This is a genomic window from Tenacibaculum sp. 190130A14a, from assembly GCF_964048965.1.
Lineage (GTDB): Bacteria > Bacteroidota > Bacteroidia > Flavobacteriales > Flavobacteriaceae > Polaribacter > Polaribacter polynesiense.
This window is the reverse complement of record NZ_OZ040189.1, coordinates 3,581,983-3,601,210: the sequence shown is the minus strand read 5'-3', so window position 1 is coordinate 3,601,210 and position 19,228 is coordinate 3,581,983. Positions and strand designations below refer to the sequence as shown.

At 30.0% G+C, this 19,228-nt stretch carries 27 protein-coding genes; 6 read left to right on the top strand and 21 right to left on the bottom strand.

Annotated features, from left to right (window positions below; all coding sequences use genetic code 11):
- Positions 1 to 63: 63 nt before the first annotated feature.
- The 18 genes from ABNT22_RS16800 to ABNT22_RS16715 form a co-directional block, all read right to left on the bottom strand.
- Positions 64 to 387, bottom strand: coding sequence for a hypothetical protein (locus tag ABNT22_RS16800; protein WP_348713951.1), 324 nt, complete (start codon positions 385 to 387; stop codon positions 64 to 66).
- Positions 388 to 454: 67 nt separating this feature from the next.
- Positions 455 to 1,594, bottom strand: coding sequence for an ankyrin repeat domain-containing protein (locus ABNT22_RS16795; RefSeq protein WP_348713953.1), 1,140 nt, complete (start codon positions 1,592 to 1,594; stop codon positions 455 to 457).
- 99 nt (positions 1,595 to 1,693) lie between these two features.
- Positions 1,694 to 2,224: a tetratricopeptide repeat protein gene (locus ABNT22_RS16790; RefSeq protein WP_348713955.1), complete on the bottom strand. Its 531-nt coding sequence runs from the start codon at positions 2,222 to 2,224 to the stop codon at positions 1,694 to 1,696.
- A gap of 7 nt (positions 2,225 to 2,231) precedes the next feature.
- Positions 2,232 to 2,747 carry a hypothetical protein gene (locus tag ABNT22_RS16785; protein ID WP_348713957.1) on the bottom strand — a complete coding sequence of 172 codons (516 nt, stop codon included), beginning with the start codon at positions 2,745 to 2,747 and terminating at the stop codon, positions 2,232 to 2,234.
- A 1-nt stretch (position 2,748) separates the two neighbouring features.
- The gene (locus ABNT22_RS16780) at positions 2,749 to 3,072 is read right to left on the bottom strand and encodes a hypothetical protein (RefSeq protein WP_348713959.1); all 324 of its coding nucleotides are present in this window, start codon (positions 3,070 to 3,072) and stop codon (positions 2,749 to 2,751) included.
- A gap of 17 nt (positions 3,073 to 3,089) precedes the next feature.
- Positions 3,090 to 3,827, bottom strand: a complete 738-nt coding sequence (locus ABNT22_RS16775; protein ID WP_348713961.1) for a hypothetical protein — start codon at positions 3,825 to 3,827, stop codon at positions 3,090 to 3,092.
- Positions 3,828 to 3,860: 33 nt separating this feature from the next.
- A complete protein-coding gene (locus ABNT22_RS16770; protein WP_348713963.1) occupies positions 3,861 to 5,015 on the bottom strand; it encodes a tetratricopeptide repeat protein in 1,155 nt (384 codons plus the stop codon).
- 158 nt (positions 5,016 to 5,173) lie between these two features.
- Positions 5,174 to 5,773 (bottom strand): hypothetical protein, encoded by a 600-nt coding sequence (locus ABNT22_RS16765; RefSeq protein ID WP_348713965.1) that lies wholly within the window; start codon positions 5,771 to 5,773, stop codon positions 5,174 to 5,176.
- Between the two features lie 54 nt (positions 5,774 to 5,827).
- A complete protein-coding gene (locus ABNT22_RS16760) occupies positions 5,828 to 6,343 on the bottom strand; it encodes a hypothetical protein (protein ID WP_348713967.1) in 516 nt (171 codons plus the stop codon).
- Positions 6,344 to 6,356: 13 nt separating this feature from the next.
- Positions 6,357 to 6,770 (bottom strand): hypothetical protein, encoded by a 414-nt coding sequence (locus ABNT22_RS16755; RefSeq protein WP_348713969.1) that lies wholly within the window; start codon positions 6,768 to 6,770, stop codon positions 6,357 to 6,359.
- Between the two features lie 117 nt (positions 6,771 to 6,887).
- Entirely contained in the window at positions 6,888 to 7,178 is a 291-nt protein-coding gene (locus ABNT22_RS16750) for a hypothetical protein (protein ID WP_348713971.1), read from the bottom strand.
- A 7-nt stretch (positions 7,179 to 7,185) separates the two neighbouring features.
- The gene (locus tag ABNT22_RS16745) at positions 7,186 to 7,593 is read right to left on the bottom strand and encodes a hypothetical protein (RefSeq protein WP_348713973.1); all 408 of its coding nucleotides are present in this window, start codon (positions 7,591 to 7,593) and stop codon (positions 7,186 to 7,188) included.
- Positions 7,594 to 7,615: 22 nt separating this feature from the next.
- Positions 7,616 to 8,134, bottom strand: coding sequence for a hypothetical protein (locus ABNT22_RS16740; RefSeq protein ID WP_348713975.1), 519 nt, complete (start codon positions 8,132 to 8,134; stop codon positions 7,616 to 7,618).
- A 149-nt stretch (positions 8,135 to 8,283) separates the two neighbouring features.
- Positions 8,284 to 9,012 carry a hypothetical protein gene (locus tag ABNT22_RS16735; RefSeq protein WP_348713977.1) on the bottom strand — a complete coding sequence of 243 codons (729 nt, stop codon included), beginning with the start codon at positions 9,010 to 9,012 and terminating at the stop codon, positions 8,284 to 8,286.
- 151 nt (positions 9,013 to 9,163) lie between these two features.
- Positions 9,164 to 9,577 carry a hypothetical protein gene (locus ABNT22_RS16730; protein WP_348713979.1) on the bottom strand — a complete coding sequence of 138 codons (414 nt, stop codon included), beginning with the start codon at positions 9,575 to 9,577 and terminating at the stop codon, positions 9,164 to 9,166.
- A 45-nt stretch (positions 9,578 to 9,622) separates the two neighbouring features.
- Positions 9,623 to 11,122, bottom strand: a complete 1,500-nt coding sequence (locus tag ABNT22_RS16725; protein ID WP_348713981.1) for a hypothetical protein — start codon at positions 11,120 to 11,122, stop codon at positions 9,623 to 9,625.
- A gap of 92 nt (positions 11,123 to 11,214) precedes the next feature.
- Positions 11,215 to 11,748, bottom strand: coding sequence for a hypothetical protein (locus ABNT22_RS16720; RefSeq protein ID WP_348713983.1), 534 nt, complete (start codon positions 11,746 to 11,748; stop codon positions 11,215 to 11,217).
- 13 nt (positions 11,749 to 11,761) lie between these two features.
- Positions 11,762 to 12,130: a hypothetical protein gene (locus ABNT22_RS16715; protein WP_348713985.1), complete on the bottom strand. Its 369-nt coding sequence runs from the start codon at positions 12,128 to 12,130 to the stop codon at positions 11,762 to 11,764.
- A 288-nt stretch (positions 12,131 to 12,418) separates the two neighbouring features.
- Between ABNT22_RS16715 and ABNT22_RS16710 the strand changes: the two genes are divergently transcribed.
- The 4 genes from ABNT22_RS16710 to ABNT22_RS16695 all read left to right on the top strand — a co-directional run bounded on the left by ABNT22_RS16710 (position 12,419) and on the right by ABNT22_RS16695 (position 16,367).
- Positions 12,419 to 12,712: a hypothetical protein gene (locus ABNT22_RS16710; protein WP_348713987.1), complete on the top strand. Its 294-nt coding sequence runs from the start codon at positions 12,419 to 12,421 to the stop codon at positions 12,710 to 12,712.
- Positions 12,713 to 12,814: 102 nt separating this feature from the next.
- Positions 12,815 to 13,549, top strand: coding sequence for an ABC transporter ATP-binding protein (locus ABNT22_RS16705; protein ID WP_348713989.1), 735 nt, complete (start codon positions 12,815 to 12,817; stop codon positions 13,547 to 13,549).
- Complete coding sequence (locus ABNT22_RS16700) at positions 13,530 to 14,933, top strand: ABC transporter permease (protein WP_348713991.1); 1,404 nt, start codon at positions 13,530 to 13,532, stop codon at positions 14,931 to 14,933. The genes ABNT22_RS16705 and ABNT22_RS16700 overlap by 20 nt, the downstream gene beginning before the upstream one ends.
- A gap of 3 nt (positions 14,934 to 14,936) precedes the next feature.
- Entirely contained in the window at positions 14,937 to 16,367 is a 1,431-nt protein-coding gene (locus tag ABNT22_RS16695; RefSeq protein WP_348713993.1) for a DUF3526 domain-containing protein, read from the top strand.
- 6 nt (positions 16,368 to 16,373) lie between these two features.
- Here ABNT22_RS16695 and ABNT22_RS16690 read toward each other — a convergent pair whose 3' ends face one another.
- Positions 16,374 to 16,754, bottom strand: a complete 381-nt coding sequence (locus tag ABNT22_RS16690; protein ID WP_348713995.1) for a Fur family transcriptional regulator — start codon at positions 16,752 to 16,754, stop codon at positions 16,374 to 16,376.
- Positions 16,755 to 16,836: 82 nt separating this feature from the next.
- On the opposite strand from ABNT22_RS16690, the gene ABNT22_RS16685 reads away from it, so the two are divergent.
- Both ABNT22_RS16685 and folE read left to right on the top strand, forming a co-directional pair.
- Entirely contained in the window at positions 16,837 to 17,241 is a 405-nt protein-coding gene (locus ABNT22_RS16685; RefSeq protein ID WP_348713997.1) for a MerC domain-containing protein, read from the top strand.
- A complete protein-coding gene (gene folE / locus ABNT22_RS16680) occupies positions 17,234 to 17,896 on the top strand; it encodes a GTP cyclohydrolase I FolE (protein WP_348713999.1) in 663 nt (220 codons plus the stop codon). Before ABNT22_RS16685 ends, folE begins: the two co-directional genes overlap by 8 nt.
- A 39-nt stretch (positions 17,897 to 17,935) precedes the next feature.
- On the opposite strand, the gene ABNT22_RS16675 is transcribed toward folE, so the two are convergent.
- On the bottom strand, positions 17,936 to 18,445 hold the full coding sequence (locus ABNT22_RS16675) for a hypothetical protein (protein ID WP_348714001.1): 510 nt from the start codon (positions 18,443 to 18,445) through the stop codon (positions 17,936 to 17,938).
- 33 nt (positions 18,446 to 18,478) lie between these two features.
- Positions 18,479 to 19,003, bottom strand: a complete 525-nt coding sequence (locus ABNT22_RS16670) for a hypothetical protein (RefSeq protein WP_348714003.1) — start codon at positions 19,001 to 19,003, stop codon at positions 18,479 to 18,481.
- Positions 19,004 to 19,228 lie beyond the last annotated feature (225 nt).

Sequence of the window (19,228 nt, the reverse complement as noted above, 5' to 3'; positions counted from 1 at the left end):
ATAGAAATAGATCATAATTCTTTTCGAGGAATAACCATCATTTTAAATGTAGCAAAACAAAGGTTATTCTTCAGGTACGTTTTTCAGAAGCCATTCAATAGCAGAATCTTTTATTATTCTTTTTACTAGAAGAATGTTATTTTCAATAAGAGAAATTATTAAGATATGGGTTTGATAAGAATTTTGGTCTTCTAAAATAGCTCTAATTCCTTTAGTTGGATTTATCATTACAGATGTAGTATCAAAGGTTGAAGTTAAATCTGTAAATTTTTTAGCAAGGTCAGTTGAATTTGGTTCCCACGTACCTTCCCAATATGACATGTCTAATATTATATTGGTCAATTCTCCAATATATTCATTTTTCCAAAAAATTTTATAACTATCCATTGTTTAATGTAGTTTAAACGTTGTTTTAAGTCTCTGCTAAAAGCGAGTGTTTTTAATTACACTCTTTCTATGCTAATATTTTCATGATTTCTTTATTGTCTCTCGCTTGTGCTAAGGATAATGCAGTATGTCCTTCTGCTTCGATTTCCTTTTTTGCACCATTCTGTAATAATTCTTTAACAATTTCAATATGTCCCATTTCAGCAGCTCTATGCAATGCTGTAAAACCTCTATGGTCTTGTTTGTTTATATCTGCTTGATGCGCAATAAGCATTTTTAAATGTTCCATTTGATTTGATTGAACGGCATTCATTATAGGAGTAGCGCCTTCAACCGATTCAATATTCGGGTTTGCTCCGTTGTTTAAAAGGAATTCTAACATCTTAGTTTCATTTCCAAGACACCATTGAAGTGTTGAGAGTCCATCTCCCGCCAATGCGTTAATATTAACACCTTTATTCAATTCTTCTTGTACTTTGTTTAACTCACCTCGTGCAATAGCAATATGCAATAAGGAATGACTTCTAATTTTTGCTTCTGTAGTATGGGAAATCGATGCTTCAAAATGACCAAAGTGTGCCATGTTTCCATAACTTGAAAAAGCCCATAAACCTGATTTGTCGGTATCTTCTTTTAATTTTTTAGGAATTGGAGCAGGAACCGTTTCTTGTAAAACATGACTGTACATTAAAAATTCTAAGACAGCTTCAGTAAATTCTTTGGTTTCGTCGTTTGTAAACTCTCCGTTTATTTTTGTTACAATTAACTGATTGTTTTCTTGAATGGTTTCGGCAACAACGAATACTTCTCGTAGCCAACTTCGAATAAAAAGTATCTTGTTTTGATGATAATAGATGGCCCATTTGTTTTCCATAGTATCAGGGATAAACAACACGCCATTTTCTAAAGTACCATCAATTGGAAAAGAAAGGTTTGATTCGAACGATTTGTTAGATTCAAGGTGTTGATCTAAGAAAATTAATCCATCTTCTTGATTGTATGAAACCGCATTAGACGCCATTTTTGGGTCTTGAGACGTAGAAAGCATGGTTTGTGAGATGGGTCTTAAATCTAACAGTTCAATATTCCAAGGATTTTGATTTGGTGGAATCCAATTCAAGTCGTATTGATTTTTCTTTTCCTTATTTTTTTCAGGTTGATTGGATTTGTTTTTTCCTTTTCCAAAAATTTTATTCCAAAATGCCATTTTCTTATTGTTTTTAATTACTGATGTTGATCTATACAATGTGTTATTACACAGTTTGGTACTAATATGTTACTATTATTGTAATGTGGATTTCTCTTTTTAGAATAACCATTTAATTACTGTTACAATCCCTATGATAATTAAAAGCACAATTGAAATTAACACAGAGAAAAATATAAATTCTATTATTCTATCTTTTATGGTACTCTTATTTTTAGCGCTTTTCTGTTTTGATTTATTACTTTTAGGGTAAAATTTAGGAATATGATTAACTTTTTCTTTACTGTCATACTCTAGTTGAGTTAATTTTTTCTGAGCATATACTGATAGTTTGGATTTATTTCCACGAAACACTATTTCTTGCAAAATTTGATAACCAGAATTGTTGACCGATTTTTCGTAAATCTGAACACACTTTTTTATACGATCGTCTGTTGGTTCAGTCAGAATCCAATATTTTCCAGCAGCGTCCAAAAATCCACTTTGGTAATAAAGTTCGGCAAGTTTATTACGTAATTCAATTGCATTTGGATTTTCCTGTATTAGATTTCTTAATCGGTTTGCAGCTTTGAATTTTAATCCGTTTTCAATTTCGATATCTATTTTTTTTAATTTTTCTTTTAAGTTCACAGTTTGTTTATACCTTATTTTGACTAGTTTTTCTTTTTAAATAATCTTCAAACCATTCATTACGATTCCATAATCCAGACATTTCTTGAATTAATTCAATTTTACCATTAGTATATAGAACTTCAAGTTCAAGAGAGTAATCACTATCAGCAATTTTCCAATTAGTTTCTGGAAGTAAAAAAATATATTCGTTTTCAGAATTATAAAGTTGAGGTAAACAAATTTGGCTTTGTTTCCAGTTAATGGATTCTAAAACATTTTTAAAATCTGTTTTTTCAATTCGTCCTTTTTTGAATTCACAGGAATATATAACGTTCAATTTTTGAATAAGTTCTTGCTTAGTATCTAATGTCTGATTTAAAAAGGATTCAAAAGAAGTTATTTGCTTATCAGTCCCCCAATTTTGATTTTCTTCAATTTCTATCCAAGCTTGTAGGGAAACATCTAGCCATTTGATAGGGATATTCGTAATTGAGTTTACTTGAGTTTTGTCTTCATCAATTTTCCAGTTTTTTCTTTTCATTTTATTCTTCCTTTTTCGATTTACTAAAATCTCCCTTAGCCCACTTTTCTTGCAATGCAATATACTTTTCTCTTGGTTCACAGGTGCGCCAATTAATATTATTTTCTTTGCATACTTTCAGATGAAACATGAATCCTAGTAATGGATGACCAATGATGAATATTATTCCCCAATGCCCAAACCAACGCACTAATAAAAACGATACTGTAGTATAAAAAATGAACTTTCCGGGTATTTTCCATTTAGGACGCACAAACCGTCCGTTATGTAAATATCCAGCAACCCAAATTAAGATTGCAATAATTAAATAGTAGACACTTAACATAGCTATTGTTTTTTGTGTTAATTTTTTAATGGATGTGTTTTTCTTTTGCAGATCACAAAACGATCTTTAAATGAAATTACTAATCCACAGTTTTTAAGGATGTTATTAAGACAATCAATATAGCTAGAATATCGTTTAATATCATGAAATTTAATTAAATACTCAAATACAGCTACTTCGTATACCAATTTAAAGTCTGTTCCAATAAAGAAAACTTCTGATGAAGATTCTTGGCTAGTTTTGTCTAATAAAGAGTCTAAATAATCTGCTATAAGTTCAACATCATAAAGCTCATCTAAAGACGATTCTAAAAGATCAAATACAGGGTGTAAGTCTGTTAGTTTTATATATGTGGACCACATTTCCTTTATAAGTGATGCAGGTACATCATTCGAACCATCAAAAGCTTCTTGATTATCTAGATTACTAGGATCTAAAGGGTTTTTATTTTTATGTGCTAGATGAAATTTACCTTTTAATAGGTACATCATCGAAAACCCCGGACTTGTCATTGGAAACTGCCAATTCCATGAATTTACAGCACTTAATTCGTTAGAAGACCATACATCGAATTCCTGAATAACCTCCTGAACATTTTCATAAATGAAATATTTTGAAGGAACTTCAAGTCCAAATGCACGATAGAAATTTTTAATTGAACTAACAGCTTGTTGTTCATTAAAATCTATATTTTCGAACAAGGCAGTATGCAATTTTTTTTCAAGTATTTCTTTGAAGTCTTTTTCTCTTAGCATTTTTGTTTATGGTAACGTTGTTTTAAGTGTTTTTTACTCTTTACAATGTTTTTTTAAAGCTTCTAAAACCATCCAATTGGTATCTCCCAGTGAAACCGCCTTTTTTAAGTCTGCGCAAACTTTAACTAGCTCTTCTGCTGGAATTTTAGCTTCATTTGAAGCGATTACTTGAATGTTATCAGATTTAGATAAGGTTCTTTTATTACCAAATTCATATTTTCTAATAATAGTAAAAGCTCTGTTTGAATAAGCCTGAGTAAAATAAGGTTCTATTTCGAGTGCCTTATCAAAATCTTTAATGGCTTCGTCAAATTCAAGACTGTTTAGTTTGGCATTACCACGAGCAAAATATCCATCAGCCCAATTTTCTCGTAACTCAATACATTTTGTATACTTTTTTATAGCAGATTTAAATTGTCCTTGTTTATATAAATCTTGTGCCTGTTGGTAGTAAGCATAAATTTTGTTGTTTATTTTGTCTTTTTGGTAAATACCATTTTTGTACGAGGTTTTACTTTTTATTTTTCCAGTTGAATAGTAAGAAATAACTGCTCCATCCATTTTACCATACACAAAATTTATGCGCTGTTTTAATTGTCCATTTGGATGATATACTTCCCAAACTCCAACTTCTTTCCCATTTTTAAAGTTCCCTTTTTGCTTTAGGACTCCGTCTTGGTAAAACCTTTTTTCAGTACCGTTTGCAATTCCATTGTCATATTCAATAGCATCTGATACATTTCCGTTTAAGTAATATATAAGACGTTGTCCTTTCAACTTTCCATTAAACAAGGTTCCTTCCCCTTGTTTTTTACCAGTTAAATAATAGTCAACGAATTTACCAGAGTATGGTATTGAACTGTTCTTTAAATACCAAGTGCTATTTTTCTTGATCATTGTTTTGGAAGTGGGAATCGCTTTTATGCTGTCTGGTCGTTTCACATATTCTTTTGTAAAAATATAAATGATTCCATCTAGGTCTTTGTATCCAACTTTTTCAATGGTTTCTTTATCTTTTAAAACTTCAATTCTGTATATAGCATCTTTAGTCAATGATCCTAACCCTTCTTTAGGGTTTTTGGTAATGGGAACTGAATCGATGACATATAAAACGTTTTCATTTTGATTCTGACCGTAGCAAATAACTGTAGATAATGTGAATAATAATGTAAGTATTTTATGTTTCATTTTTCATTTTTTAAGCCAGTGCCAACATATTTATGTTTGGTACTAAGCAATTTTTGCAGTAAAGTTAATTAAAAGTTTGAAATTATGTTTTTTTAAGAATTACTTGAAATAATAAAATAGTGAGTGGTTTTATGACATGAAGTATTGACTATATTGATTTATATCGGGTGTATGGTTGTTGTAAGATTAAGTATAAATCCTATTTTATTACAAATGTTAGTACTTACTTGGTTTAGTTCATATATTGTTTCATCTTCGTGTTTTTGTATGATACCAGATGGATTTACAATGAACATTTCGTGTTTATTTCCATATATATCTTTGCAATATACAATAGCCATATAACGATATACTTTTGCATGCCCTCCATTACCTCCTGAAACGAGTTCTTTGATTTGATCAATAATAAGTGAATCAATCTCATGCACTTTAATAGTAGTTGTTTTAAAATAGTTAACTTTTATACTGAATAGGTTTTTTGACCTATTGTATTTTAAAATATTATGAGTTGGTTTGATGTAAATTCCTACAAGTTGAGAAATAAAAATGAATAGAAGAAAGGCAAAAAATGCGAATAAAATAAACTCGAATAAATCTGAAAAGTTATAAACTTTAAAAAAAATAAAGACAGCAAGTATCATAGCAATCTTTATAGCTAAAAGTATCGTGTGAAAATATGCTGACTTATCTCTTTGATGAGAGAGCGAAAATGTTGAAAAATTATTTTTCCACAGAAAATTTCCAATCTTTTCAGTCATTAGAAGTAATTAAAGTTTTGAGGTGTTTTGGTTTTTAATTAGAGCATGCTTCTTTTAACGAGCGTGATTCTTTTCTTTGATTATGTTTCCACAATAATCATAGGTATACCATATGTCTATTTTTTGATTATTTAATTTATTTCCCTTTATGTAGAGGTAATTACTGCCCTTGTGTTTTATATAATCTTTGTGTTGCTGAGTGATTTCAACTAGGCCATCATCATTATAATCAATTTTTAAAGTAACAAATTCTGTAATAATGTTTCCGTCTAAATCAAATAGTTTATAACTCAAGTAGTTTCCGTATTGATCGAACAAAGATTCAGTTCTTTTTATTCCTTTTTTATTGAATTGTAGGTAGGTGCCGGTTAATAGTTCATATTCCTTGTTGTTATGTTTTAATTTTATGACGTTTTTTAACTCTTTGATGTTTCCATTCCTCCATTTTACTTCAACTTTTGAAGGGTCTGAAATTTTAAAATTATTAGCAAAAGTTAGATAGCTTTCCGTATGCTGAGAGAAACAAAGATTGGTTGTAATTATAAAGAGAAATAAGACGACTTTATTCATTTTTGAATATATGTTATTGTTGTTTTGATAACGGTAGTTCAAACTCTCGTTTGAGCTCTGTTTTTTGATCTATGAGCTGAATAATGTTTAATTCATTTTCGAGTTCGTCTAAAGTTTGAATAAGCATTTCATCAAGATCATTAGGTACTTCCATTTTACTCTCAATAAATTGTTGAACCATTCGGTTAAGGTTTTCCTTTATGGTCTTTTGTCCGTCTGCATCTAAAAATATTTCTTGATACCAATAATCCATGGTTATCATTTTTATGTTACCATCTGTTTTTTGAATAACATGAATTTGTTCGTTATTTAACCAGTCCCATTTTTGAGTTCTGATAAAATATTTGTCTTTGTTTTTATATGATTTTATACGACTAAATTCAGGTATTGTATAGTTCTTTTTAAAGATGTTTTTGAATATTCTCATTTTGAATTTTAATTGGTAACAATGTACAAGGTTTTGATTGTTTTTGTTCTATTAACAATTCTCTTACCTATTTTGAAAGAGCTATTTTGTATGTTGTTTTGACTGTTTAATTAAACTTTAAATAATGTTAAATTTAAACCCGTTTTCTTTTAGTATTGCATTTACATGAATTTTATAATCGTGCCAAGCAGAACCTCCATAATGCTCTATATTCTCAATGTTTTTAACCAAATCTGCAATTGTGTTAAGTTCAAGATCTGTCGGTTTTTCTATAGAACGAATTAAAGAGTTTATTTTTTTAGAAACTTTGTGTTGGGGTAAGAATAATAGATTATTTTTAGATCTTTCTTCAAAATTTCTACACATTATTTCCATTTGTTCAAAATGTTTGTTTGAAATAATTTTCATTATAGAGTTATTTTGTATGTTTTTTACTAATTCTTATCCCAATTAATTCTGTACTTATAATTAATAGTATACCAAAGATTAGAATTGTAAACCATCTGTAATTATAGGTCCAGCCAAGAGCTGTTTTTCCTTGGTCTAATTTTAGCATTAAGGAAATTATTAGTCCGTTAATTAGCAATGATAAAATGAATGAAACAACTATAACAGGCATTGAGTATAGAATGTTTTTAATCCATTTGAGTTGTAAAACTTGATAATTGAAGAAGAGAAATCCAATTGATATAATTCCAAATAATGGAAATGTAAAAGGATGTTCAAACAAGTTGTGTTTATATATTACAGTTGTTCTAAAAAGAATAATAGACAGTAAAGTTATTATGATAATGAACAAAATTTCGATGGTTCGTCTCTTCATTTGTTATAATTAATGAGCCTCGTTAGTTTTTGGGTTCAACTTTTTTAAATTTCAACCAAAACTTTTCTGGATGGTAGATTAGTTTAAAATAATTTTCATCTATTAACTCGACTTTAATATTGTAGGAACGTGCTCCATTTTTTATATAAAGTAGATTTGGTTTTAAATTTTTATCAATACTTATCTTACTAGTATCGTGTTTTACAAAATTGCCCGCTTTAAAAACATTGATAAGATACTTATCAGATATGATGAGTCTGTTTTTTTGTATTTGTGAACAGTTAAAATTGAAATCACTATGAATAGCTAAACTGTCTTTTTTAGAAGTTGTTTTATTTTGTGTTTTTGATTTGTAGAAACCATCAAAATTTTCACAATCACATTCAAGGTTTTCTTTTTTTGCATGTGATACGCGCCAATACCCTTTAAGTGTTGAGGTTAAAATAGTGTCTTTGATAAAAACAAAAGGTTTCTCAGACGTGATTTGAGAATTCATGGATTGAAACATCCATAGAAACAATACAGCAATTTTTAATTTCATTATAGAGGTTTACGCTTCGATAAATAATAACATTTTTTTTACGAACGTAAATATAATGAATTAAGTTTTTTAAGTGGTGAGGTGGAGTTTGTAAAATGTGCGATAAACAAAACTACTGTTGCCGAGGCAACAGTAGTTTGAAGTAATCTTTAATCTTCAACATTAAATGCATCTTTCAGTAATATTTTTAGTAATTCTTCGGAAGCATCTAGTCTCTTAGAAAACTTTTCGAATCTTTTTTTTAAATCATCAGATTCGGTAACTGTGACTTCTAGTTTGAATTTTCCGTAATCTTTAATGTTTTTATCAATGACAGAAACAGGAACAGCAGAGAACCATTCACTTGTTTTATTTTTAAATTTAGTACTTTTTTTCTCGTATATCTTACCTAACTCTAAATTTTTAAGATTAAAGCTTACAGATGAAATTTCTTTAGAGTTAAAAGTTGGGACACCATCTTTTGAAGTTGTCCAATAAGCTTTTATACTAACATTGACTAGTAAATCAACAGTATTATCTTTTTCTTTTAGTTTAGATTTAGTACTATTTACTTGTGCATAAACAGGTTTTATGGCCATCATAGTGTGAGAATCAGGGTCAAGAACAAAATTAAACTTTAGTTTAGAGGCAACTTCGTTTGTTATTGTTTGTGATTTTTTTACTTTTCGAGTAATGGTAAATCCAGAGTACGAAAAGTTTGCAGCGGAACCATCGGCGGGTCTGTTTTTGTAAAAACGATCATTTCGCTCACTTTTAGAATAACTTTGAGTATACTTCTTTTGTTCATTTTCTACAAGCGATTTAACCCCTTTCAAACCAAGATTAATTAGCTCTGGTGCGACCAAAGCTAGAGTGGTTCCACTAGCAAGAATCCCCATGCTGTCAGAGTCTGGTATTGGATTTAAAGATAGAGTAACCTTTTCATCTACATTATAGTAACTTAGAGGGTTACTAGCACATGATGCTAAAAAAAAAAGATACTATAACAAGTATAATTTTTAATTTCATGGTAGGTTTTTAATTTTATGATTAATTTCTAAGTTTTACTTCTCCTACAACTTCTCGTCTATAGTAAGTTATTGGAATATACCCGGAGTCTGTGCAGCCAAGAAAAATTCTACTACCAGCTTCTATAATGAAAGGTCTATCAGATTGACCACTGTAGATTCCACTTCTCCAATAGGTTCTAATAGTTACTCGGTACCTATTTTTTGAGTCAGTATTAATTAAATATTGAATGCTTCCGCCATTAGCAAAACCGCATCTCCCAGAATTACGTATAATATTTTTAAAAGCTAAAAGTTTTTCTTCATCTGAAAGTTTGTTATATCCTTCATTGTACGCCGAGATAAGTTGTTGATCATCCTTTTCTAAAGGAGAAGTTTCACCAATTTGAGGGTCTATTAGACCAGAAAGTTGATTTTTAAATGCATCGTTACTCATAATTTTCTGTTTTATTTGTTGGTTAATTTTCTATTATCTTATACATTATAGGTGCTGTTCACCATCGTTTTGAGGTTCATAACTTTCTCCTAAAGCAATGAATAATGTTTTGTCTACGATAGTAGAGCCAACATTTAACTTTTCTTTTGGAATTGTAGGAATAACAAAAGTTTTAATAAAGCTTATTAATTGATTATTGGTTTTTTCTACAATTTCCTTTTCTACTAACTTTCGATTGATAACTCTTCCAAAAAAGGATACTAAAAAAGCGAATATTCCTCTTGGTCTTAATCTAAACCTTAGCTGTGCTTTGGTCTCAGGAATTAGAATTATCTGACTTCCTTTTGAGGTTAGCACAAATTTGACTTTAAGTTTAATTTTATAAGGATTTATGGCTCCATTTGAAATATCAATTCTATCTCGAATAGAAACACCACAACCTATCTTTTTTCTTAAGTGAATTGTTCCATCAACACTGTGTGGCATATCAACCATAATAGAATACTCTTTGTTGGTAGCATCGTAATCTATTTGAGTTTGAATATTTTGTATAGGAACGCTTGCAGTGATTTGGTAAGACCAATTAACACCGCTTTTTTTGCCGGAATCTTTTATGGTAGTGACTAAAGACGTTTCAGAGGTAAAATCTTTCATAAAAGTTTTATATTCATTCGTCGTTTCATCATGAAAAGGAAAGAGAAAACCAGCAACAAATTTTCCTGAAATTTGATCTTTAACTTGTCCTGCATCTCTTGTAACTCTTGTTCTTTCAACTCTAGAGCCGTACCCCTCTTCACCATTATATTCGATGATTTCATCTTCAGTGATTATTCCACCAGGTTCACCACAATCGCAAAATTCTGTGCTGTTTTTATAAGGAGCGCCTTTTACAAATAAAAAGGGTCTATTTATACCATTTATAACTACATTTTTAAATTCAATGTTATAAGGTGGTTTTAAATTATATGATGCTAAGCTTCCAAATACATTTGGAGTTGGGATAGCGTTAAAGAGATCATCTAAATATTCGTTGTAATCAAGAAATAAAGAGATGGCTTTAACTGATGTTTGAAAATCACTTAAGGTGTCAAAATTATCAAGAATAACACTTTCATCAAATTCTCCTAAAGTAATTTCTATTTCATCGTTTTCTATTGGTGAAAATGAATAAGATGTATCGGTTGCACCATTGTTACTATACACTATAGTTATATCCCCTTTTACTTGGGTATTACATTGAACAAAAATGGATCCATAAACTTTTTGAGTTTTATCGACTAGTTCTAATTGAAAATTGAATCCTGTTAGCGTGAAATTGGTGTCTCCTGTTAAAGCAGTTATCTTTATTGCTGAATGATTAAAAATAAATCGAATGGAAATTTCATCGAAATTGGTTGGAATTAAAGTCCGTTTATATTGTGATTCAATAAGTTTTAGTTCTTCGGAAATAGAATCTAATAGCCAGTCAAAATTTATAATTGCAGAGACATGATCATGTCCATTAAAACTAAGAACTTCTTGATGTATGGGTTTTAGATTAATCATAATTTTTAGGTTTGGTTATACTCAATTTAGGATATTATGAATGGTGTTTTTTTCTGATATAGAAAACCATTCGAGTATGGTTTAATTTTCTATTATCTGCTTTGGAAATTTTTAAGAGAATTTTCTCTTTTAAAAGAGTGTACATAACGGAGTCCTAATAAAATTCTTCCAGGTGTATCTAAATTTCCGTTAGAACTTAGATTAATGGAGTAAGCACATACCACCGATAGTTGAGGTGTAAACATGTTTATTTGAAAATTAGGGTTTACATTAAAATCCCCACCTTTTGAGCTAAGTGATTTAAGATACTCAAGATCTGTTCCTACAGAAAGTAGAGATCCTAAAAAATGATATTTATAGCCTACAACAACTCCAAGTGAATTGCCCGATTTAGAGTTCTGAAAACGGATTTTTCCTGAAAATTCATTTCCTGTACTGTAAAAGATACTAGGTTTTTGCATTCTTATTTTTGAGTAACCAAGTTCAAGATATCCACCATCTAGAAAGTTTTCTTTGGATTCAATAACAGCTCCCGAACCAAAACTAATTCCATCTAACTTAATAGTTTGAGAAAAAGAGGTGTGAAAGGAGAATAACAGGAATATTAAAATGATTATTTTTTTCATAAGGCATACTGTTTTAAGGAGTATAGTTGTTAAGAAACTTTATGCTTCCCAGTTTTACATGTTTTAAGTAACCACCTCCTTTTTTTAAAGGATATCCGTAAGCAGCTCCGCAGGTATATTGTTGTCCTTGATAATGTTTAATAATTGCAGGTTGTCCTAGGTAAACAATTCGCCAGATTTCTTTGTTATAATGTTCTACATAGATATTGTCGTTATATACATAGTTTAATTTTGAGAAAAAATTAAAACCTTGATGATTGGCATCTTCCAATAAAAAGCCTTCCTTGATTAATTCAAATCTTTGTTGATCGTTTAAATTGTAACCGCAACCAGTGTTGTTTTTAAAATCATCTGTTTTGTCGTAATCCTTTGTTTGTTCCATAGTTTTGGTTGTTTTTGGAGTTTCATGTTAGTTGTTTTCAAGAATTAACTCTTGTTGAATTTGATGTTTTAAAAGTCTCAAATATTCAAGTGTAAGGTTATACCTAGTAATAGGTAATTTTAATTTTAGAACTCTCAAATAGCTGTTGAATAGCAAGAACTCTAAAAAGAAGGTAGGTAGCATATATATGGTGATTTTTAATAATACGAGGCCCTCACAGAAATATTAAGACCCTCTTAGGAATTACAAATAGATATTTTTAGTAATATTGTTGCATATATTTTCTCATTGAAAGGTTTTAAGAAACATATAGCACTTTTTTATCTGATTCTCTTTATCGGAGTTAAGTTTGTAGATTTACATACATACGCACACAACGATTATGAGAGTTATGAAGATTGCGACCTTTGTGAATATGTAGAAAATGGACATAACACATATTTTTTAGTTGATGAGGTATGTGATTTTGAGCAATTGAAACAACATGCTTTTAATCAGCAACTTCCAAATGGGTATGCATACACTTTTGAAAAAAGTTATGTGAATAATGCTCTCTTTAGTAGGCCTCCGCCTATGATTTAATTACAATCCAAAATGTTTTTTTACGAATAGCCATCAGAACAATAGGTTTTTGATGGGTGTACGTGCATACTACTATTTATTAATTTATTAAATCATATAGTTATGATAACTATACAAAATATTACCAAGAAATATGGTGATTTTATAGCCGTAAAAAATTTATCATTTAAGGTAAAAGAAGGGGAAGTATTATGTCTTTTAGGCGCTAATGGTGCAGGGAAATCAACCACAATTAATATGTTGTTGAATTTTACAAATCCAAATTCGGGAACTGCAGAAATTAACGGATTAGATGTGGAGAGAAATCCGATTAAAACCAAGAGTTTTCTAACCTATATTCCTGAAAACTTGATGTTATACCCAACATTAACTGCCATTGAAAACTTGGATTACTTTACGAAGTTGTCAGGTAAAAATTTTGATGCTTCGGAGCTAATTTTATATTTAAGTGAAGCAGGACTACAGCAAGAAGCTCATAAACAAAGAGTAAAGACTTTTTCGAAAGGAATGCGTCAAAAAGTTGGAATTGCATTAGCTATAGCTAAAGAATCAAAAGTATTGTTACTAGACGAACCTACTTCTGGATTAGATCCAAAATCAAGTAATGAGTTTATGGAATTGTTAACTAAAATGAAGAATGATGGTGTAGCTATTTTAATGGCAACACATGATTTGTTTAGGGCTAAAGAAGTAAGCACTCATATTGGAATTATGCGATCGGGAGTTTTGGAAAACTATTTAAATACTTCAGAGGTTTCGTTAATGGAGTTAGAGTCGATTTACTTAGATATTATGAACTTTAAAAATGTAAGTCAAGATGAGGCATATATTTTATAAAGAATTAAAAGAATTAATAAGAGATGGACGTTTTAAAATAGTCATTGGGATATCTTTAATACTATTACTTGTAGCTACGATTACAGGAGTTAATCAGTACGAAAAGAATAGTGAACAATATATAAGTTCGGTAGCCAAAGAACGTTCTATTTGGGAATCACAAGGAGCCAAAAACCCACATTCAGCAGCACATTATGGAACCTATGCTTTTAAACCTCAATTTGCATTGTCTTTGTTTGATTATGGAGTAACAAAATATACCGGAAACTCTATTTTTTTAGAAGCGCATAGTCGAAATGAAGCTTCATTTAGTGAAGCAAGTGACCAAACTAGTTTAGCACGTTTCGGAACATTATCTATCAACTTTGTATTGATTTATCTGTTTCCACTAATTATCATTTTAATTGGTTATAATTCTTATACCAAAGAATTTGAACATCAAACATTTCGATTGTTAAAAAGCCAAGGTGTACACCCTATAAAGTTGGTGCTAGGTAAGTGGATGGCAACGTTTGCCCCAATTTTTATTTTAACACTAATCATATTTTTAGCTATTGGAACAATCTTATCAAGCATAGAGAATTTAGCATTTTTTAGTTGGAGTAGTTTGTTTACGCTTTTTATAGTGTATACCTTATACTATTTGATTATAACCACACTCACAATATTAATTTCTATGTGGAGTAAATCATCTGGAATGTCATTGGTGAGTAGTTTAGTTATTTGGATTGTTTTTAGTTTTATTTCACCTAAAGTAGCAACCAATTTAGCAAATGGAAATCACCCATACCCTTCTAAGTCAGAATTTGATGCGCGTATAGCAAAAGATAAAAAAAATGGACTTGATGGTCATAACCCTTGGAATAAAGCGGCTAAAAAATTAGAAGAAGAAACTTTAAAAGAATATGGGGTAGATAGCATTAGTCAATTACCATTTAACTACGCTGGATATCGAATGCAAAAGGGAGAAGAACATGAGGCTAAAATTTATGAAAAACATTATGCAGTTTTAAATGAGATTGCGAATCAACAAAATGAAACTTACAAAAGTGTGGCTTTTTTATCACCTTTTATTACAGTGAGATTTTTATCAATGGATATAGCAAATACTAGCGATAACTTGCACTGGAAATTCACTAGAGCAGCAGAAGAATATCGAATTAAAAAGCAGGCGTTTTTAAATAACGATATAAAAGACAATTCTAAACTTGGAGATTGGGGGTATAAAATGGATGGTAAGAGATTTAAAGAGTTACCAAAGTTCAGTTTCACTCCGCCAACATTAACAAAAATTTTGGGTCATAGTAAAGGAAGTTTAGCGTTTTTAGGGCTTTGGTTAGTACTTCCATTTATTGTTTTAATAGCTTCTTCAAAAAAAATATAAATCATGTTTACCAATAATTTAAAATACGAAATAAAACTACTTACGAGGAGTCATTGGCTAACAATACTATTTATAAGTGTACTACTTTTATTTTCATTTGCAACCTTTAATGGAGCAAAGAATGTTGAGAAAAGATTAGATGATATTACCAAAATGCAAAACGAATTGCAAGAAAAAGATAGTACAATGATTGCTACTTTAGAAAAACTTGAAAAAGGAGAAAAAGTAGATGGGCCTCATTGGCGATTGCCTTCTGAACCAATGACCATTGGGTATCGACATCCTCGCTTAGCTGTTATGACTCCAGAAAACTTTGCTTTTTTAGCTACTGGTCAAAGTGACATGTATACACATTTTAAAAGTCCAACAGTTTATGGAAATAATTTTGCATTGGATTATGCTGAAATGGTAAATCCAGTTCAATTATTGTTTGGGAATTTTGACTTAGCCTTTGTAATCATTTATATATTACCTTTATTGATTATTGCCTTTACATTTAATGTTTTATCAAAAGAAAAGGAACTAGGAACATTACGATTATTATCTGCCCAGCCGGTTTCTACCATGCATTGGGTACTACAGAAGATGCTTATTCGATATGTAATTTTCACAATAATCATATTAGCTATATTTTTAGTAGTACTAACGATATTTTCAGTAAACGCATTTAATGATATAGGAACCTTACTTGGCTTATGTTTAGTTGTTTCTGGTTATATACTATTCTGGTTTGTACTTTCCTGTATTGTAAACATTAAATTGAATGATTCTTCCAAGAATGCCTTGGCATTAATAGGGTTTTGGTTGCTTATAGTCCTGATATTACCAGCAACAATTAATCAAATTGGAAGTACACTATATCCTACGCCTTCGAGATTAAAAATGATCAATGAAATTCGATTAATTAAAAAGGAAAATGAGGAAAAACAGAATAAAATAATGAGTGAATATTTAAGAAACCATCCAGAGTTAGCAAATGGAAGTGATAAAGAGAAGTTTGGTTTCTGGCATAATTATTTTGCTTCTGAAAAAGTTATGGAGGAAAAAACTAAACCTCTAATTGAAGCGTATGAAAGTCAACTTAAAAAGCAACAAGAATTAATTAGTGCATTTGAATTTTTATCACCAGCTATATTAATGCAACAATCATTAAATAAAATGGCGGGTACTTCAGAAAAGCATTACAACGATTATAAAAAACAAGTATTTGAGTTTTCAAATAAATGGAGAGATTATTTAGTGCCAATGTTATTTAAACAACAAAAGTTTGGTATTAAAAACTATAATGAACTACCTGAGTTTAGTTACAAAAATAGAATAGAGAATCAAGTTTGGCTTAGTATCTGGGTACTTGTTTTAATAAGTGGAGTCTTATTCTTTATTGGTATTGGTAAAAGTCTAAAGGATCGGTCTGCCAATAAATTATTGGGGTAATATAATTTAAGAGGAACAAGTCTCACATTTACCCTGAATTAATATTTGAGAAAAATAAACCTCTCTATTTGGAATCTCAGGAATATTTACATGGAAAGGTAGGCAATCTACCTTTCCACAACTTATACATTGAAAGTGTGGATGTTTATCGGTGTGTTCTTTTTTAGAGCAACTCTTACATTTTGCGTACCATTTTATACCATTTGTTCCTAAAAAAGAATGTAATATACCATCGTCTTCGAGTCTTTCTAAAGCTCGATAGATAGTGGTTTTGTTCATTTTTGAGGTAAGTCGATCTATAAGTTCAACAGCTGAAATTGCGTCAGAAGTTTTTTGAAATTCATTGAGTAATGTTTCAACAGACTGTGTTTTTCTAATAATTCCCATGTTACAAATTTATTATAACGAAGTTGCAATAACAAATAGAATATCTATATTTGCAACTAAGTTGCATTAATTAAAGTTTAAAATGAACCTATCTTTAAGAAAACCTGATGTTTTTGGAGCATTTGCTAGTACACTATGTATGTTACATTGTATTGCTACTCCAATACTTTTTATTGTTCATAGTTGTTCTTTGGGAGGCTGTAAATCTACACCATTATGGTGGAAAAGTATTGATTATGTGTTCTTAGTAATTTCATTTTTTGCAATTTATCGTTCAACACAAACAACCACAAGCTCAATTATTAAACCTATGTTTTGGGTGTGTTGGATGCTACTTAGTATGGTTGTTTTTAATGAAAGATTCCATTGGATTTCATTACCAGAATATGCAATATATATACCAACAATGTTATTAGTAGTGTTGCATATATATAATTTGAATTATTGTCAATGTAAAACAGATAAATGCTGTATTAAACATGAGTAAAGAATATATAGAGAATATAGGAGATAATCATATCCCTACAAGTGTTGATACTCCATTACGTGCAGATGCGTTTGACAAAACTGATGAGGAAAAAATAAAAAACATCCAACATTATTTTGGAAAGATAATGGAAGAATTAGGCCTAGATTTATCAGATGATAGTTTGTCTGGGACACCTTATCGCTTTGCAAAAATGTACGTAAAAGAGCTTTTTTATGGTTTAGACCCTAAGAATAAACCGAAACTATCAACTTTTGATAATAAGTATGGTTACAAGAAAATGTTAGTAGAACAAAATATAACTATAGATTCTGCTTGTGAACATCACTTTTTGCCGATAACTGGTCATGCACATATTGCTTATTTACCAAAAGATAAAGTGGTAGGGCTTTCAAAAATCAATAGATTGGTAGACTATTATTCTCATAGACCTCAAGTACAAGAGAGGCTATCTTTACAAATTCTTAAAGATTTACAAGAAACGCTAGGAACAGAGGATGTTATCGTAATGATATGTGCAAAGCATCTATGTGTTTCTTCTAGAGGTATTAAAGATAAAAGTAGTTTTACTACCACCATTGAATATGGAGGTTGTTTTGTGGAGGAAGCAAAAAGGAATGAATTTATAGATATAGTTAACAGTCAAGTACTTTAATCTTATAAGCTTAAGTTTCATTGTTTATAATTTGTAAGATTATTCAAAGGTCAAATACAATGTTATATAACCAGAGTTATCTCCTAATCCTCCTTTTTGCCAATCGTCAATTATCCAATAAATTGGTGTGTCTTTTTTATATCCTTCTAGGGTAATACTATATGGAGCATATTTCCAACTATCAGGAGCCGTACGTTTAAATTGACAACATAGCTTTTGAATTTCAGTTCTACCATCTTTATTACCTACTTTAAAAAGGATTGCCATGGCGTTTTTATTTGGGTATGGATGTCTATAATCAGTATGTGGTGTCCCGATAGCATAAAAACTTTCAGAACCAGACTTCCATCTTCCTTCTTCAAAAAAAGCACCATTATTAATTTTAATAGTTAGTTTTTCACCTTTGTTTAAGGAGGTAATGTAATTCCATCCAGGATTATTTGCGTATGCTCGAATCTTTTTATCCCAATGCTTAACTTTTGGGACTTGGGCGTAAAGTGTACTTAATGATGCAAGAAGTATACTGAGAGTTAAAGTAAATTTTTTCATTATTTGAGATGTTTTTAGTTGTGGTGAAGTAACCTATTCGTATTTTTCTTTATACATAAAATCGGTTGTTTCATTTTCAGGTTTATATTCTTTTTGTGTAGGAATAGTACCCTTATACCTAATTCTAAAATTAGTAATGATTGGTTTTGTTTGACTAATAAATTGCTTCTGATAAATTCTTAAAATTCCTTTTCGATTTATATAATATTGACCATAATGCCCTGTTGTAAAAGGAATATTTATCTCTTGATCTGATGTTCTATTAAAGCTAACTGTTGCATTCCAGTTTATTTGATATACTTTATCAAGTTCTGCTAGTTTTACCCATATTGAAAGTAGCCATTTTGTATTTGCTTTATAGGTACCATTAGCAGAAGGTAAAGTATTTGCGGTAATACTGTAATAGAAGTTATGGTTTCCGTTGTTTGAGTTATTTAGAAGGTATATATAATCTCCTAGGAGTTCAACGTTTTGGTTTTCACAACAACAATTTTGACCGTATGTGGCGTAATGGATTAGAAAGGTTAGTAACGTGATTATAATTTTTACTTTAAACATATTTACTAATGGTTTTATACAAATTAAAAGAGATTTTTAGTAGAAGAAAATCCCCTTAATTAGGTATTTAACTCATGAATAGTGTTAACATAGGTTGAAGTAAAACATAAGGTAAAAAAGAAAGAGTAGCCATTCAATATAGTTGTATATAGTAGTTTTATCTATATAAAATTATCCTATGATGTAGTTTAATAGTAGTTATTGTTATCTTCTTTTTGTAAATAT